Source organism: Micromonospora sp. NPDC004336 (genome assembly GCF_053602615.1).
In genome coordinates, this window is sequence record NZ_JBSGDY010000043.1 from 26,476 (window position 1) to 41,766 (window position 15,291).

17 protein-coding genes are annotated in these 15,291 nt (G+C 74.0%); 8 read left to right on the forward strand and 9 right to left on the reverse strand.

From position 1 onward, the window contains the following. Positions 1–383: 383 nt before the first annotated feature. The 3 genes from ACWENR_RS12255 to ACWENR_RS12265 are packed head-to-tail and all read right to left on the reverse strand — an operon-like array spanning position 384 to position 2,178. A complete protein-coding gene (locus tag ACWENR_RS12255; protein WP_452277054.1) occupies positions 384–806 on the reverse strand; it encodes a DUF2568 domain-containing protein in 423 nt (140 codons plus the stop codon). A 9-nt stretch (positions 807–815) separates the two neighbouring features. After that, entirely contained in the window at positions 816–1,382 is a 567-nt protein-coding gene (locus tag ACWENR_RS12260; RefSeq protein ID WP_452277055.1) for a WHG domain-containing protein, read from the reverse strand. After that, positions 1,375–2,178 (reverse strand): alpha/beta fold hydrolase, encoded by an 804-nt coding sequence (locus ACWENR_RS12265; RefSeq protein ID WP_452277056.1) that lies wholly within the window; start codon positions 2,176–2,178, stop codon positions 1,375–1,377. The genes ACWENR_RS12260 and ACWENR_RS12265 overlap by 8 nt, the downstream gene beginning before the upstream one ends. A gap of 76 nt (positions 2,179–2,254) precedes the next feature. Here ACWENR_RS12265 and ACWENR_RS12270 point away from each other — a divergent pair, with 76 nt between their 5' ends. Next, positions 2,255–2,665, forward strand: coding sequence for a VOC family protein (locus ACWENR_RS12270; RefSeq protein WP_452277057.1), 411 nt, complete (start codon positions 2,255–2,257; stop codon positions 2,663–2,665). 1 nt (position 2,666) lies between these two features. On the opposite strand, the gene ACWENR_RS12275 is transcribed toward ACWENR_RS12270, so the two are convergent. After that, a complete protein-coding gene (locus tag ACWENR_RS12275; protein WP_452277058.1) occupies positions 2,667–3,587 on the reverse strand; it encodes a proline dehydrogenase family protein in 921 nt (306 codons plus the stop codon). Between the two features lie 131 nt (positions 3,588–3,718). Between ACWENR_RS12275 and ACWENR_RS12280 the strand changes: the two genes are divergently transcribed. From ACWENR_RS12280 to ACWENR_RS12290, 3 genes are read left to right on the forward strand one after another with little or no spacing between them, the layout of a single operon-like run. Then, positions 3,719–3,988 (forward strand): hypothetical protein, encoded by a 270-nt coding sequence (locus tag ACWENR_RS12280; RefSeq protein ID WP_452277059.1) that lies wholly within the window; start codon positions 3,719–3,721, stop codon positions 3,986–3,988. A gap of 1 nt (position 3,989) precedes the next feature. Next, a complete protein-coding gene (locus ACWENR_RS12285) occupies positions 3,990–5,153 on the forward strand; it encodes a glutathionylspermidine synthase family protein (protein ID WP_452277060.1) in 1,164 nt (387 codons plus the stop codon). A 22-nt stretch (positions 5,154–5,175) separates the two neighbouring features. Then, the gene (locus tag ACWENR_RS12290; RefSeq protein ID WP_452277061.1) at positions 5,176–5,748 is read left to right on the forward strand and encodes a CGNR zinc finger domain-containing protein; all 573 of its coding nucleotides are present in this window, start codon (positions 5,176–5,178) and stop codon (positions 5,746–5,748) included. Positions 5,749–5,782: 34 nt separating this feature from the next. Here ACWENR_RS12290 and ACWENR_RS12295 read toward each other — a convergent pair whose 3' ends face one another. Continuing rightward, positions 5,783–6,589 (reverse strand): sugar phosphate isomerase/epimerase family protein, encoded by an 807-nt coding sequence (locus tag ACWENR_RS12295; RefSeq protein WP_452277062.1) that lies wholly within the window; start codon positions 6,587–6,589, stop codon positions 5,783–5,785. 61 nt (positions 6,590–6,650) lie between these two features. After that, a complete protein-coding gene (locus tag ACWENR_RS12300; RefSeq protein WP_452277063.1) occupies positions 6,651–7,595 on the reverse strand; it encodes a Ppx/GppA phosphatase family protein in 945 nt (314 codons plus the stop codon). A gap of 74 nt (positions 7,596–7,669) precedes the next feature. Between ACWENR_RS12300 and ACWENR_RS12305 the strand changes: the two genes are divergently transcribed. After that, positions 7,670–8,479 (forward strand): hypothetical protein, encoded by an 810-nt coding sequence (locus ACWENR_RS12305; protein ID WP_452277064.1) that lies wholly within the window; start codon positions 7,670–7,672, stop codon positions 8,477–8,479. Positions 8,480–8,531: 52 nt separating this feature from the next. Here the strand turns inward: ACWENR_RS12305 and ACWENR_RS12310 are convergent, their stop codons facing one another. Next, complete coding sequence (locus ACWENR_RS12310; protein WP_452277065.1) at positions 8,532–9,215, reverse strand: response regulator; 684 nt, start codon at positions 9,213–9,215, stop codon at positions 8,532–8,534. A gap of 23 nt (positions 9,216–9,238) precedes the next feature. Continuing rightward, positions 9,239–10,525, reverse strand: a complete 1,287-nt coding sequence (locus ACWENR_RS12315; RefSeq protein ID WP_452277066.1) for a sensor histidine kinase — start codon at positions 10,523–10,525, stop codon at positions 9,239–9,241. 198 nt (positions 10,526–10,723) lie between these two features. Between ACWENR_RS12315 and phoU the strand changes: the two genes are divergently transcribed. Then, entirely contained in the window at positions 10,724–11,377 is a 654-nt protein-coding gene (phoU, locus tag ACWENR_RS12320) for a phosphate signaling complex protein PhoU (RefSeq protein WP_452277067.1), read from the forward strand. A 57-nt stretch (positions 11,378–11,434) separates the two neighbouring features. Here the strand turns inward: phoU and ACWENR_RS12325 are convergent, their stop codons facing one another. Continuing rightward, positions 11,435–12,202: a phosphoglyceromutase gene (locus ACWENR_RS12325; RefSeq protein ID WP_452277068.1), complete on the reverse strand. Its 768-nt coding sequence runs from the start codon at positions 12,200–12,202 to the stop codon at positions 11,435–11,437. Positions 12,203–12,353: 151 nt separating this feature from the next. Here ACWENR_RS12325 and ACWENR_RS12330 point away from each other — a divergent pair, with 151 nt between their 5' ends. Then, positions 12,354–13,733, forward strand: coding sequence for an MDR family MFS transporter (locus ACWENR_RS12330; protein WP_452277069.1), 1,380 nt, complete (start codon positions 12,354–12,356; stop codon positions 13,731–13,733). A gap of 78 nt (positions 13,734–13,811) precedes the next feature. Next, positions 13,812–15,221 carry an MFS transporter gene (locus ACWENR_RS12335; RefSeq protein WP_452277070.1) on the forward strand — a complete coding sequence of 470 codons (1,410 nt, stop codon included), beginning with the start codon at positions 13,812–13,814 and terminating at the stop codon, positions 15,219–15,221. Positions 15,222–15,291 lie beyond the last annotated feature (70 nt).

The window sequence follows — 15,291 nt, forward strand, 5'->3', positions numbered from 1 at the left end:
GTACGACCTCCGAGACGCCCCGGCGACCACCCGCCTCGGTGCGCCGCCGTTCGGGCAACTCGTGCCACGGTGCCCACACGCGGCGGCAACCACGCTGGCCGGACACCGACGCCGAAGGCCGCCCGAAGACCGACGCCGGGGTTGCCGAGGCAAGAGTCGAAGGGTGCCAGGACAAAGTTGTAGGGCATCGGGCGATCTTGGCGAGAAATGGCCCCTCCAGGGGCCGTTACCTACCAAGATCTACGGCGTCTGCCCGGCGGGCCAGACGGGGCTGCGGGGCCGACGGCGACCCGCCAGACGGGGCAGCGGCCAGACGGAATGACAAAACAGGCGGAAGGGTAGAAACACGGGACGGCAAACCGCAGAACGGGCGGAAGGGCGGGTCAGGCGGGGCGGCCGGCACGGCGCAGCAGGGCGACGGTGAGCGCCCAGGTGGCGACCAGCGCGACGCCGGCCAGTGGCCGCCCGAGCAGGGCCAGCATCCCACCGCCGGCGGCGAACCAGGCGGCCTGGAAGGCGTGCTTGCCCACCGCCGGCAGCGACACCCGGGCCTTCGGCGAGCCGAGGATGCCCCAGAGGGCGGCGAGCAGCAGCGGCACGGCGACGGCGGCGGCCGCCCGCACCGGCGCCCCGGCGTCCAGCGTCCAGCCCCACCAGCCGCCGGCGTCCGGTGTCCAGCCCCACCGGCCGCCGACGTCCAGCGTCCAGCCCCACCAGCCGCCGACGGCCAGCACGGCCAGTTCGAGCAGGAAGAGCAGGCAGAGCAGGAAGGGCAGGAAGGGCAGGAGCAGACCCATGGCGTACATCGGCGCTGCTCACTCCGGCCAGGAGCGGAACGTGCCGTCCAGGGCGGCGACCAGCCGGTCGAAGGACGTGTCGACGGCGCGGGGCAGGCCGAACCCGCCGGCCGCCTCCAGGCAGACGAAGCCGTGCAGGGTGCTGCGCAGCATCCGGGTCGCGTCGACGGCGGCGTCGCCGTCGAGACCGTAGCCCCGCAGGACGGCGTAGATCGCCCCGACGGCCCGTTCGCCGGCGGCCACGTGCTCCGGGTCGGTCGGGTCGGGTACGCGTTGGGTGGTCGGGTAGCGGCCGGGGTGCCGGCGGGCGTACGCCCGGTAGGCGGCGGCGACGGCGCGCAGCGCGTCCGGTCCGGCCCGGCCGGCGGCGGCGGTGGTGAGGTCGTCGGCGAGTTCGTCGGTGGCGAGCGCGGAGAGCTTCTGGGCGAGCGCGTCGGCCCCCCGGACGTGCTTGTAGAGGCTGGGCAGCGCGACGCCGAGCCGGTTGGCGAGCGCGGCGAGGGTGAGCCGGTCGGCGCCGACCTCGTCGGCGAGCAGGGCCGCCTCCCGCACCACGGCCCGCTGGTTGAGCCCGGCCCTAGGCACGCCCGGTCACCGCCAGGAATTCCAGCAGGTCGGCGGCGGTCTGCGCCGGCCGGTCGGCGTGCGGGTAGTGGCCGGAGTCGGCGATCATGCGGGCCTCGGCGGTGGCGAACTGCCGGCGGGCGGCGCGGGCTGCCGCGCCGCCCGGGTCCGGGAAGTCGGGGTCCTTCGTGCCCATCAGCACCAGCACCGGCTGCCGGACGTCGCGGGCGCGGGCGGTCCAGTGCGGGTCGACGGGGGCGGCCACCCCGCGGGTCGCGGCCATCCGGCCCGGCTCGCGCAGGGTGGCGACCATCGCCTTGCGGTACGCCGCGTCGTCGGCCGGCCGGTCGCACGGGAAGAGCGTGCGGTGGAACATCCCGAACAGCCGGGGGCTGCGCAGCACGGCGGCCAGCGCGACCCGCAGGAACGGGTTGAGCTTCGGCTCCTCGACGAACGGGCCGACCTGGACGATCCCGCTGACCAGCGTGGGGGCGTCGGCGGCGGCGAAGACCACGGCCGCCGCGCTGGAGGAGCTGCCGACGAGGGTGGCCGGCCCGCCGCCGAGGGCGCGGACCACCGCCAGGAGGTCGGCGGCGACCTCGGCCGGGGCGTACGACGGCCAGCCGGCGCTGGATTCGCCGTGCCCCCGGACGTCCACCGACGCCACCCGGTGCCCCGCCGCGACGAGCAGCGGCACCAGGTGGCGGAAGGAGCCCCGGTTCTCCCCCATGCCGTGCGAGAGGACCACGAGCGGCCCCTGCCCGTGCGTCTCGTAGGCGATCCGCCCGCCGTCCCGCTCCACGTAGCTAATATTCATAGCCTGAAAGCTAATCGGCTTATCTTCCGCCGTCAAGGTTGGCCTGAAGTCGGCTTGAGCTCGCAGGATCGACGGCATGCCTCTCTCCCGCACCACGAACCCACACGTACGCGTCGCCCGCCCCAGCCGCGACCTCACGGCGGCCGAACGGTTCTGGGTCGGCGGGCTCGGCCTCGACGTGCTGTGGCGCTCCACCGCCGACGGGCCCGGCGAGCACGACCTGCTGATGGTGGGCCTGCCGGGTGCGGGTTGGCACCTGGAACTCGTCGGCGGCGAGCAGCTCGCCGCCGAGCCCACGCCGAGCACCGAGGACCTGCTGGTGCTCTACCTCGACGGCCCGGTCGACGACGAGCTGGTCTGGGAACTGGAACGGGCCGGCGGGACGAGGGTCTCCGCCGGCCCGTACTGGGACCGCTGGGGGGTGACGGTGGCCGATCCGGACGGCTACCGCCTGGTGCTGAGCACCCGGGAATGGTCGAACGGCTGAGTCACTTCTTGCTGAGCACCGCGCGCCCGAAGAAGGCCAGGTTCGACGGGCGCTCGGCGAGGCGACGCATCAGGTAGCCGTACCACTCGTCGCCGTAGGGGACGTAGGTGCGCACGGTGTAGCCGTCGCCGACCAGCCGGGCCTGCTCCTCCGGCCGGATGCCGTACAGCATCTGGAACTCGAAGCGCTCGGGGCCGCGGTCGAACCAGCGCGCCCGGTCCTCGCCGATGGCGATCAGGCGCGGGTCGTGGGTGGCCAGCATCGGGTATCCGTCGCCGGACATCAGGATGTTCAGGCAACGGACGTACGACTTGTCCACCTCGCGGGCCGACTGGTAGGCCACCGACTCGGGCTCCTTGTAGGCGCCCTTGCACAGCCGCACCCGGGAGCCGGCCGTGGCCAGCTCACGGCAGTCCGACTCGGTCCGCCGCAGGTACGCCTGGAGCACCGCCCCCGTGGACGGGTGGTCCTTGCGGAGCTTCGCCAGGATGTCGAGGGTCGAGTCGGTGGTGGTGTGGTCCTCCATGTCGAGGGTGACCGTGGTGCCCGCCTCGTCGGCCGCCGCGCAGATCGCCCGCGCGTTCTCGTACGCGAGCTGCTCGTCGAACATCTGGCCGAGCGCGGAGAGCTTGACGCTCACCTCGGCGGCCGGCGTGAGCCCGGCGCCCGAGAGCAGCCTCAGCAGCCGCAGGTACTCGTCCCGCGTGGCGTTGGCCTGCTCGGGGGTGACGGTGTCCTCGCCGAGGTTGTCGAGGGTGACCGCGAGACCGTCGTCGACGAGCTCGCGGGTCGCGCGCAACGCGTCGTCGGTCTTGGCGCCGGCGACGAACCGGCGGACGAGGTCCCGGGTGAACGGGGCCGTCGCGACGAGCCGCTCGACCTGGGATGACCGGGACGCGGCGAGGATGACGGAACGGAGCATGGACCGAGCGTAACGCCCGGCCACGCCCCCGCGCCGGGCGGCGGCCAGGGCGCCCGCGCGTACGTCCCAACCGTGTCACAGGCCCCACCCGCGGGCGGACGGCGGTGGTGCTCATCGGTTACAACCATGACGTGGAACAACGCCCCCGCCGCCGGCTCCGGTCGGCCTCCGTGCAGCTCGGCGCGCTCACCGCCCTGGCGCTCGCCCTCACCGCCTGCAACACGACCTCCGACGACGATGACGACGACTGCGCGCTCGGGCCCGCCGGCGGCGACGGCACGGTGGCCGTCGCCAAGCGGACGCCCGAGGTCACCGCCGTCCGCGTCGCGCCGGAGCCGACCGCCACGGCCGTACCCGACCGGGGCGGCTTCGGCACCCACCTCGCCGCCTGCGGCGGCTGAGGTGCGCCGCGAGTCCGTCGACCCCCGCCCGGGCTGGGACGCCACCATCCGCTCCCAGGGCCTGGTGTACGTCGACACCGAGCTGCCCGACGGCGGGATCATGTCGTACTGGGACGAGACCGCCGCGTACGCGTTCGAGCTGGCCGAGGTGCTCCGGCTGGAGGAGGCGACGGAGGAGCTGCACCGGATGTCGGTGGCCGCCGCCGAGCACGTCGTCGCGCGCCGCCGGCACGCCGAGTTCGGCATCCCGGACTGGGCCGCCGAGGCCGTGGCCCGGTCGCTGCGCGAGGCGCCGCCGTCCCTCTACGGCCGCTTCGACCTCGCCTACGACGGCAGTTGGCCGCCGAAGCTGCTGGAATACAACGCCGACACCCCGACCTCGCTGGTCGAGGCGAGCATCGTCCAGTGGTACTGGCTGGAGGACACCCGGCCGGAGCTGGACCAGTGGAACAGCCTGCACGAGCGCCTCGTCGGCGCCTGGGCGAAGATCGGCGCCGGCCTGCACGACCGCCGGGTGCACGTGGTCTGGTCGAACGAGGAGGAGTCCGGCGAGGACCACATGACCGCCGGCTACCTGGCCGAGACCGCCCGGCAGGCCGGGCTGGAGGTCGAGCTCCAGCCGATCCAGGAGCTCGGCTGGGACGGCCGGCGCTTCCTCGACGCGGCGGACCAGCCGGTCACCACCTGCTTCAAGCTCTATCCCTGGGAGTGGATGGTCGCCGAGCCGTACGGGCCGCCGGCGCTGGAGCCGGGCACCCCGACCACCTGGATCGAGCCGGCCTGGAAGCTGCTCCTGTCGAACAAGGCCCTGCTCGCCGTGCTGTGGGAGCTGTACCCGGGCCACGAGCTGCTGCTGCCGGCGTATCTCGACTCGCCGCGCGGGATGTCCGAGTACGTGGCGAAGCCGCTGCTCGGCCGGGAGGGCGCTTCGGTGCGGATCGTCACCGGCGACGGGGAGATCGCCAACCCGGGGATCTACGGCGACGAGGGCTGGTGCTACCAGGAGTTCCGCGCGCTGCCGGAGTTCGAGGGCAACCGGACGGTGCTGGGCAGCTGGATCGTCGACGGCGAGTCGGCCGGCGCCGGGCTGCGGGAGAGCGCGAGCCTCATCACCGACGGCTACGCGCGGTTCCTGCCGCACTACATCGACGCGCCACGGGGCTGACGAGTCGACTACCGTTGGGGGCGTGAACTTCGACGCGTACGCCCGGACCGGCGTTGACCTCGTCAACGCCCGCCTGGACGACCTCGACGACCTGCGAGCCCTCTTCCCCGAAGAAAACGCGTGGATGCGCGACGAGGTGGCGGAACGGGACCTCGCGACCTTCCGGCGGGCGCAGAAGCGCCTGCGCGACGTCTTCGAGTACGGCACCTCCGGGCGGGACGCCCAGGCGGTGACCGAGCTCAACGCCCTGCTGGAGGCGTTCCCGGTGCAGCCCCGCATCTCCGGGCACGACTCCAGCGACTGGCACATGCACGTGACCAGCCGGGGCGCCTCGGTCAGCGCCGAATACCTGGCCGGCGCCGTCTGGGGCCTGTCGGTCTGGCTCTGCGAGTACGGCAGCGCCCGGTTCGGGGTCTGCGCCGACGAGCGCTGCGGCAACGTCTACCTGGACACCTCGTCCAACTGCTGCCGGCGGTTCTGCTCGGAGCGCTGCGCCACCCGCTCCCACGTGGCCGCGCACCGCGCCCGCAAGCGCGCGGCGATCGGCGAGCAGGCCGGCGCGGCCGCCAAGGAGTCCCTCACCACGGTCGTCTGACGCCACCCGAGGTCGGCCGGGAGCCGGTCGGCGGTCAGGCGTCGACCGGGGACGGGGTGCCGAGGTGCTGGCGGGCGAACGCCAGCGCCTCGCGCAGGTCGGCCTCCCGCACGGCGCGGCTCTTCGCGCCCCGGGTGGTGACCTCGACGGCGACCGAGCCGGTGAACCCGCGCCCGGCGAGCGAGGAGAGCAGCTCGGCGCAGGGCTGGTTGCCCCGCCCGGGCACCAGGTGCTCGTCGCGCCCCTCGCCGGTGCCGTCGCCGAGGTGCACGTGCGTGAGGCCGGCGCCCATCCGGTCGGCCATCGCCAGCGCGTCGGTGTGCGAGGCGGCGCAGTGCGACAGGTCGAGCGTGTAGGACGAGTAGCCGGTCTCGGTGGGATCCCAGCCCGGGACGTACGGGACGAACTGCCGGCCGGCCATCCGCACCGGGTACATGTTCTCCACCGGGAAGCTCAGGTCCGGGAACTCGGCGGCGATCGCGCTCAGCCCGTCGGCGAAGTTGCGCGCGTAGTCCCGTTGCCAGGTGAACGGCGGGTGGACCACCACCGTGGGCGCCCCGAGCGTCGCCGCCATCTCGGCGGAACGGCGCAGCCGCTCCCACGGGTCCGGGCTCCACACCCGCTGGGTGACCAGCAGGCAGGGCGCGTGGACGGAGAGCACGGGGACGCCGTAGTGCTCGGCGAGCCCGCGCAGGGCGCCGACGTCCTGGCTGACGGCGTCGGTCCAGACCATCACCTCGACGCCGTCGTAGCCGAGCGCCGCGGCCAGTTGGAACGCCGCCGCGGTCCGCTCAGGGAAGACCGATGAGCTGGAGAGGAGCACCGGAACGCGGGAAGTCACACCATCGAGGGTAGCCGCGTCCGATCGACCCCTCACGACGAGAGCCGGCAAAGCGCCCAGATCACCCGGAACCGAGCTGATCGAGGCGGCGCAGGATCACGCCCTCGCGCAGCGCCCACGGGCAGATGTCCAGCGCCTCCACGTCGAGCCGGCGCAGCACCGCCTCGGCGACCACCGCGCCGGCGAGCAGCTGGTGGGCCCGGCCGGGGCTGACGCCCTCCAGCTCGACGAGCTGGGCCGGCGGGATGTGCCGGACGAACCCGAGCACCTGCCGAAGCCCGCGTCGGGTGAGCCGGCGCGGGGCCCACAGGCCCGCCCCGGCGGGCGCGGCGCCGGCCAGCCGGGCCAGCGTCCGGAACGTCTTCGAGGTGGCCACCGGCCGGTCCCAGCCCACCTCGGCCATCCGCGCGACGACGGGCTCCAGCATCCCGTCGACGTGTTCCCGCAGCTCCTCGACCGCCTCCGCCGAGGGCGGGGCCGCGCTGTCCGGGTCCACCCGGAGCCGGTCGCGGGTGAGCCGGCCGGCGCCGAGCGGCAGGGACACCGCCACGGCCGGGTCCTCGTCGATGCCGGCCGCGATCTCCAGGGAGCCGCCGCCGATGTCCAGCACCAGCAGCCGCCCCGCCGACCAGCCGAACCAGCGCCGCACGGCGAGGAAGGTCAGCCGGGCCTCGTCGGCGCCCGGCAGCACCTCCAGGCGTACGCCGGCCTCGTCGCGGACCCGCGCGAGCACCTCCTGGGCGTTGGTGGCGTCCCGGACGGCGGAGGTGGCGAACGCGATCAGGTCGTCGGCGTCCAGCCCGGCGGCGGCCGCCCTGGCCATGCTGACCGCCTTGACCAGGCTGTCCGCGCCCGCCTCGGTGAGCGCGCCGTCCGGCCCGATCTGCTCGGCGAGCCGGAGCACCACCTTCTCCGAGTGCGCCGGCCACGGGTGCGCGCCGTGGTGGGCGTCGACCACCAGCAGGTGCACCGTGTTGGAACCGACGTCGAGGACACCCAGTCGCATGTCCAAGACAGTAGGGGCAACGCGATCGCGCGGCTCGGCGGACCGGGCCGGGCTCCGGGCGTACGCTGGGCCGGGTGACAGGGCAGATCGAACTCCGAGTGCTGGTGGACGACCCGGACGACCCGCGCAGCCGCGAGGTGCCGCTCGACTTTCCCCGGGAGTGGATCGAGTTCGTCGACCCGGCGGACGAGAGCCACGTCGTCCGGGCCGACCTCACCTGGTTGCTCTCCCGCTGGACGTGCGTCTTCGGCCGGGGCTGCCACGGCATCGTCGCCGGCCGGGCCGCCGACGGCTGCTGCTCGCACGGCGCGTTCTTCACCGACTCCGACGACGAGCAGCGGGTCCGGGCGGCGGTGAAGCGGCTGAGCCCGGCGACGTGGCAGCACCACCGTCGCGGTTTCAAGAACTGGACCGAGAACGACACCGTCGACGGCAAGAACCCGGCCCGCCGCACCGCCACCCAGGGGGCGGAGGGCCCGTGCGTCTTCCTCAACGACGCCGACTTCCCGGGCGGCGCCGGCTGCGCCCTGCACGCGCAGGCGCTGCGCGACGGGGTGCACCCGCTGGAATACAAGCCGGACGTCTGCTGGCAGTTGCCGATCCGCCGCGACCAGGAGTGGGTCAAGCGGCCGGACAACACCAAGGTGCTGGTCTCCACGCTTGCCGAGTTCGACCGGCGGGGCTGGGGCGCGGGCGGGCACGACCTGGACTGGTGGTGCACCTCCTCCACCGACGCGCACGTCGGCACCGAGCCGATGTACGTCTCCTACGGCCCCGAGCTGACGGCGCTCATCGGCGCGCCCGCGTACGCGAAGCTGGCCGAGCTGTGCGGCGCGCGCAGCCGGGGGGGCATGGTCGCCCCGCACCCCGCCGACCCCGCCTGACGCCCGGCGAGGGGCCCGCGCCGATGCGCGGGCCCCTCGTCGCGCGGGCCGGTCAGGGCTCGAACTTGTAGCCCAGGCCCCGCACGGTGACGATGAAGCGCGGCGCGGACGGCTCCGGTTCGATCTTGGAACGCAGCCGCTTGACGTGCACGTCGAGCGTCTTGGTGTCCCCGACGTAGTCGGCGCCCCAGACCCGGTCGATGAGCTGCCCCCGGGTCAGCACCCGGCCGGCGTTGCGCAGCAGCAGCTCCAGCAGCTCGAACTCCTTGAGCGGAAGCTGCACCGGGGCCCCGTCGACGGTCACCACGTGCCGCTCGATGTCCATCCGGACCGGGCCGGCGGCGAGCGTCGGCGCGCCCGACTCGGCCACCTCGGCGCTCTGCCGGCGCAGCACCGCCCGGATCCGGGCGACCAGTTCCCGCGGCGAGTACGGCTTCGTCACGTAGTCGTCGGCGCCGATCTCCAGGCCGACCACCTTGTCGATCTCGCTGTCCCGCGCGGTGACCATGATGATCGGCACGTGCGAGCGCTGCCGCAGCTGCCGGCACACCTCCGTGCCGGACATCTCGGGCAGCATCAGGTCGAGCAGCACGATGTCGGCGCCGGTCCGGTCGAACTCGGTCAGGGCGGCGGGGCCCGTCGCGGCGACGGAGACCTCGAAGCCCTCCTTGCGGAGCATGTACGACAGGGCGTCGGAGAACGACTCCTCGTCCTCGACCACCAGAACGCGGCTCAACGGGGACTTCCTTTCCATTGCTGTCAGACCTGCCGGAGCTCGGCCGGGCCGGCCTCGATCCCAGCGGACGGCAGTGTCGCCAGGATCTCGTCGGGGGGACCGGCGGGCAGCCGCAGGGTGAACGTCGACCCACCGCCGAGGGTGCTCGACACCTCGACCCGCCCGCCGTGGTTGCCGGCGATGTGCTTGACGATCGCCAGCCCCAGGCCGGTGCCGCCGGTCGACCGGGACCGGGCCTGGTCGGCCCGGTAGAACCGCTCGAAGATGCGGTCGACGTCGGTCGGGGCGATGCCGATGCCCTGGTCGGCGACGGCGATCTCCACGTGCTCGTCGCCCGCGCGGGCGGTGATCCGGACGGTGGTGCCCTCGCCCGAGTAGTTGACGGCGTTCTCGACCAGGTTCGACACCGCCGTCGCGAGCTGGGTGTCGCTGCCGTGGACCGTGAGGCCCCGCTCCCCGTCGACGACCACGTCGATCCGGTGGGCGGCGGCGGAGGTGCGGGTCCGGTCGACCACCTCGGCGATCACCCAGTCGACGGCGACCGGCTCCGGCGGCGGCTGTGGCTCGGCGCCCTGGAGCCGGGTCAGCTCCAGCAGCTCCTGCACCAGGCGGCCCAGCCGGGTCGACTCGTGCTGGATCCGCTCGGCGAAGCGCCGGGCGGCGACCAGGTCCTCGGAGAGGTCGGGCGCGCCGGCGCCGGCCGGCTCGGTGGCGTCCAGCAGCGCCTCGGCGAGGAGCTGGAGGGCGCCGATCGGGGTCTTCAGCTCGTGGCTGACGTTGGCCACGAAGTCCCGGCGCACCCGGGCCAGCCGGTGCGACTCGGTGACGTCGGCCGCCTCCACCGCGATGTAGCCCGCGCCGAGCCCCATCGCCCGCAGGTGCACCCCCAGCGGGTTCACCTCCGCGTTGTCGCGGCCGCGCGGCAGGTCCAGCTCGATCTCGCGCCGCACGCCGGTGCGCCGCACCTGCCCGGCGAGCGTACGGATCAGCGGGTGGGCGGCGACGGAGCCGGGGGTCGGGCCGGTGCGGAGCAGCCCCATCGCGCGGGCGGCGGGGTTGACCAGGACGGGCAGGTCCTCGGGGTCGAGCACCACCACCCCCGCCCGGAGGGAGTCGATGGTCCGGCGGCCGAGCCCGGACTGCGGATCCTCGGCTATCGGGAGCCTCCCACGCGTGAGGGGGGAGCCGGACCGGCTCCCCGGCGAGGTGGAGCGCCCGCGCAGCGCGGGGACGAACCGGGGCAGCAGCGCCCCGGCGACCAGCCCGGCCACCAGCCCCACGGTCAACGCGACCGTCACCGCCCACTCCACCCGGCGATCGTAGGGTCATTGTTCACCTGGCAACCACCACAAAAAGTGTGAATCACTCGCGCTTCCGGGAAAGTTCACTCCCACGTCCGGCGTCGTTCACCGGGGTTCACCTCGGGTCCGCCCCGCCCGACCTACCGTGGGCGGCGCACTGCCCCTCGCCGCCCACGCGGCGGCGACCACCGACCACAGGACGTGACAATGCGCGACGAGTTCCGGGCTGACCTGCAGATCGTCAGCCAGCTGCTGGTGGACATGGCGGAGGGTGTCCGGGCCGCGATGCGGCAGGCCACCCGCGCCCTGCTCACCGCGGACCGCCGGGCGGCCGAGACGGTCATCGAGCGGGACGCCGAGATCGACGACCTCTACCGGCACGTCGAGGAGCGGGTCTGCGACCTGCTCGCCCGGCAGGCGCCGGTCGCCTCCGACCTGCGCGCGATGATCACCGCGCTGCACGTCGCCGCCGACCTGGAGCGGATGGGAGACCTCGCCGACCACGTCGCCAAGACCGCCCTGCGCCGGCACCCCTCGCCGGCCGTACCGGCGGAGCTGCGGCCGATCTTCACCGAGATGGCCGCCGCCGCGGACCGGATGGCCATCAAGATCGGCTCGGTGCTCGCCAAGCCCGACGCGGACCTCGCCGCCGAGCTGGACCGCGACGACGACACCATGGACGACCTGCACCGGAGCCTCTTCGGGGTGCTGCTCGGCGAGGACTGGCCGTACGGGGTGGAGACCGCCATCGACGCCACCCTCCTCGGCCGCTTCTACGAACGCTTCGCCGACCACGCCGTCAACGCCGGCGAGCACGTGGTCTACCTGATCACCGGCGAGACCCCGCCCGCCGCGACCTGAGGTACGCGGAAGGGCCCCCGTCGGCGACGCGCGCCGGCGGGGGCCCTTCCGTGAGCGTCAGCGGCCCTGGTTGGCGACCGCGGCGGCGGCGGCCTTGGCGGCGGCCGGGTCGAGGTAGGTGCCGCCCAGGGTGAGCGGGCGCAGCTGCGGGTCCAGGTCGTAGCGCAGCGGGATGCCGGTGGGGATGTTCAGCTTGGCGATGGCCTCGTCGGAGATCTGGTCCAGGTGCTTGACCAGGGCGCGCAGCGAGTTGCCGTGCGCGGCCACCAGCACCGTCCGGCCGGCCAGGATGTCGGGCACGATCGAGTCGTACCAGTAGGGCAGCATCCGCTCGACGACGTCCTTGAGGCACTCGGTGCGCGGCATCAGCTCGCTCGGCAGCAGCGCGTAACGCGGGTCGCCCACCTGCGAGAACTCGTCGTCGTCCGCGATCGGCGGCGGCGGGGTGTCGTACGAGCGGCGCCAGAGCATGAACTGCTCCTCGCCGTACTCCTCCAGGGTCTGCTTCTTGTTCTTGCCCTGCAACGCGCCGTAGTGCCGCTCGTTGAGCCGCCACGACCGGCGGACGGCGATCCAGTGCCGGTCGGCCGCGTTGAGCGCCAGCTCGGCGGTGCGGATCGCGCGGCGCATCACGCTGGTGTGCACCACGTCCGGCAGGAGGCCGTGCTCGCGCAGCAGCTCGCCGCCGCGGCGCGCCTCGTTCTCGCCCTTCTCGGTCAGGTCGACGTCGACCCAGCCGGTGAAGAGGTTCTTGGCGTTCCAGTCGCTCTCGCCGTGCCGCAGCAGGACCAGCGTCCCGACGGTGGGCCCCTCGCTCGCAGTCATGCCGATCATCCTGCCGCACGTCGCCCGGGAACACGCGGGCAGTGGTCGTGACGACCACCACGTGGAAAAGGCGATGACCGGCAAACCGGCCCGACACTAGGTTGTAAGGCGCAACAATCACAGCGGTCATTACGCGAGCGGGGGGCGCCGAATGCGGACGGTACGAGGTTGGTTCCGGGACACGACAGGCGGCCTGCCGGTCACCTTCTGGTACCTCTGGGCGGGGACGCTGATCAACCGCCTCGGCTCGTTCGTCCTGATCTTCCTCGCCATCTACCTCACCCAGGAGCGCGGCTTCTCCGCGTCCCAGGCGGGCCTCGTGATCGGGCTCTGGGGCGTCGGCGGCGCCGTCGGCACCACCGTCGGCGGCACGCTCGCCGATCGCTGGGGCCGCCGGCCGACCCTGCTCACCGCGCACCTCGGCGCGGCCACCATGATGCTCGCCCTCGGCTTCGCCGAGGAACTCTGGGCGGTCGCGCTCGGCGCGCTGCTGCTCGGCACGTTCGCCGAGGCGTCCCGCCCCGCGTTCGGGGCCATGATGATCGACGTGGTGCCGGAGAAGGACCGGCTGCGCGCCTTCTCGCTGAACTACTGGGCGATCAACCTCGGCTTCGCCTGCGCGGCGGTCCTCGCCGGCCTCGCCGCCGAGGCGGGCTACCTGCTGCTCTTCGTGGTGGACGCGACCACCACCGTGATCACCGCGCTGGTCATCTTCGTCAAGGTCCGCGAGACGCGGCAGGCCCCCGCCGCCGCCCGCCCCAGGGACGCCGGGGCACCGGCCGGGGCGCTGCGCACCATCCTGACCGACCGCGTCTTCCTGGGCTTCGTGACGCTCAACCTGTTCGGCGCGCTGGTCTTCCTCCAGCACATCTCGATGCTGCCGATCGCGATGGGCGACGACGGCCTCAGCCCCGCCACGTACGGCTCGGTGATCGCGCTCAACGGGGTGCTGATCGTGGTCGGCCAGCTCTTCGTGCCCCGGCTGATCAGGGGCCGCAGCCGGTCGCACGTGCTCGCCCTGGCCTCGGTGGTGATGGGCGTCGGCTTCGGCCTCACCGCGTTCGCCGACGCCGCCTGGCTCTACGGCCTGACCGTGCTGATCTGGACCGTCGGCGAGATGCTCAACTCGCCCTCCAACGCCACCCTGATCGCCGAGCTCTCCCCCGGCGAGCTGCGCGGCCGCTACCAGGGCGTCTTCTCGCTCTCCTGGCAGGTGGCCGGCGCCGTCGCGCCGGTCCTCGGCGGGCTGGTCCGGGAGCAGGCCGGCAACACCCAGCTCTGGCTCGGCTGCGCCGCGATCGGTGGACTCATGGCCGTCGCCCACCTGATCTCGGGCCCGGCCCGGGAGCGGCGCGCCGTCGCCCTGCGCGGCGCCACCGGGACCGTGGTGCCGGTGACGGCGGTCCAGCCGCCCGCCCCGGAGGCGGCCGAGGCGGCGGCCATCGCCCCGGCCGAGCCGGTGACGCCCGGCCGGGACGCCGGCCGGTCGGACGACCCGCACCGCGAGACCGAGCCGACCGGCGCGCGGTGATCGGAAATTCGCTGGCACCGCGCATCCGGGGTTCCTACGGTCCACGCTGAATAGTTAAGAAAACTTTCTGGAGGACGAGTGCGGGCCCTGCGCCGCTGGCTGGACGACACCGCGGGCGGGCTTCCCGCCACCTTCTGGTACCTCTGGGCCGGCCTGCTGATCAATCGGGCCGGCGCGTTCGCCATGCTCTTCCTGTCGCTCTACCTGACCGAGGCGCGCGGCGCGAGCGAGGCGCTGACCGGCACGGTGGTCGGCGCGTACGGGCTGGGCGGGGCGGCCGGCGTGCTGCTCGGCGGGGTGCTGGCCGACCGGTGGGGACGGCGGGCCACCCTGCTCGCCGCCCACCTGGCCACCGCCGGGCTGATGGCGGCGCTCGCCTTCAGCCGGCACCTCGCGGTGATCGCCGTGCTCGCCGCCCTGGTCGGGGTGGCGCACTCGATGCCCAGCCCCGCCTTCGTCGCGGCGATCGTCGACGTGGTTCCGGAGGAGCGCCGCTCGCGCGCCTTCAACCTCCAGTTCTGGGCGTGGAACCTCGGCATGGCGGTGGCGTCGCTGCTGGCGGGCCTGCTCGCCGAGGCGAGCTTCGTCGCGCTCTTCCTGGTCGACGCCGCCGCCACCCTGGCCGCGGCGGCGGTGATCGGCTGGAAGGTCCCGGAGACGCTGACCCGCGCACGCGCCGCCCGGGCCGCGACGGCGGAGCTCGGCGCGCGGACGGCCACGGCGTCGGCGTCGGCGTCGGCGTCGGCGTCGGCGTCGGCGTCGGCGGAGCATGACGCGCGGGCCGCGTCGGCGGAGCGTGGGGCGCGGGACGCGACGGCGGCGCGCGGCGGGCGGGCGACCCGGCAGGGGCGGACCCGAGCGCCCGGCCTGCACACGGCGCTGACCGACCGCACGTTCCTGGTCTTCGTGGGCCTGACCTTCGTGCTGGCCGTGCTGACCATGCAGACCTCGACGATCATGCCGCTGGCCATGCGGGCGGACGGGCTGCGGCCGTCGGCGTACGGCGCGGTGGTGGCGCTCGGCGGCGTGCTGATCGTGGTGGGGCAGCTCTTCGTGCCGCGGCTGATCGACCGGCACCGCAAGCACCACGTCCTGGCCGTCTCGACCGCCCTGCTGGCCGCCGGCTTCGCCGCCCTCGCCGTCGCCGACGAACTGGTGGTCTACCTGGGGGCGGCGGTGGTGTGGACGGTCGGCCAGATGCTCGCCGCCCCGCCGAACGCCCAGATCAACGCCGACCTCGCCCCGCCGGAGCTGCGCGCCCGCTACCAGTCCGTGTTCTACCTGGCGTTCCCGGCGGCGTCGTTCGTGGCGCCCACGCTGGGCGGGGTCAGCCTGCAGTACCTCGGGGACCGGCACTGGCTCATCGTCGGCGGGCTCGGGCTGCTGGCCGCCGGCTGCCACCTGCTGACCGGCCCGGCCCGCGACCGCCGCGTCGCCGCGCTGCGCGCCGCCCGGGCCCCCGCCCGAACTCCCGCCCCGGTCCGCTGACCGGCGGGAGTACGGCCGATCCGGCTCGCCTCGCCCACCACGTTCTGGGTGACCAGCGCGGAGAGCAGCT